The organism is Vibrio fujianensis, from assembly GCF_002749895.1.
Lineage (GTDB): Bacteria > Pseudomonadota > Gammaproteobacteria > Enterobacterales > Vibrionaceae > Vibrio > Vibrio fujianensis.
On the sequence record NZ_NBUS01000054.1, the window covers coordinates 801,398 to 801,992 of the forward strand.

Consider the following 595-nt stretch of genomic DNA (forward strand, 5'->3'; position numbering starts at 1 on the left):
ACCTTCAGCAAAGCCACTTTGCTGAACCGGATCGGTCCACAAAGACATTCTAAAAAAGCTATCTAGCATCACCCCTAATGAATCAGTAAAATTATTAACGATGAAAGCAGGCTGAGTGACCAGCAGAACAAACAGCGCAAACACAATCGCCAAGGTCACTGTCCAGTTTGAAATTTGATTAATGCCTTGATTAAAGCCCACTAACATCACCGCGACTAATGAGCTAACAAACAACGCAATAATAATCCCTTGAAGACCAAGGCTGTTATTGATCGCCAATAAATCGGCAACCCCAGTACTCACCAGCGTCACGGTTAACGCCAATGAGCTAGCAAAAGCAGCCAGCGTGCCAAAAATCGACAACAGATCAATACTTTTGCTGACCAGCGGATGATTGCCGACCACGGATGAACATAAACTCGACACTTTTAAAGTGCGCCTTTTCTGCACATAAAAAGCATAGGCAAAAGGAATCGCGGGGAAACAGTAAATTGCCCAGCCAGTGATCCCCCAATGGAAAATAGAATAGGTCACAGCCCAAGCCGCGGCTGGGTAACTATTCGCCTCGGCAAATAACGGCGGCGATTGTAGGTAA

Annotated in this window: 1 protein-coding gene; it reads right to left on the reverse strand. The window is 45.7% G+C overall.

What is annotated here, in order from left to right; all coding sequences use genetic code 11:
• A partial coding sequence (locus B7C60_RS19940) for a BCCT family transporter (RefSeq protein WP_245869657.1) occupies positions 1-595 on the reverse strand: 595 nt, incomplete at both ends.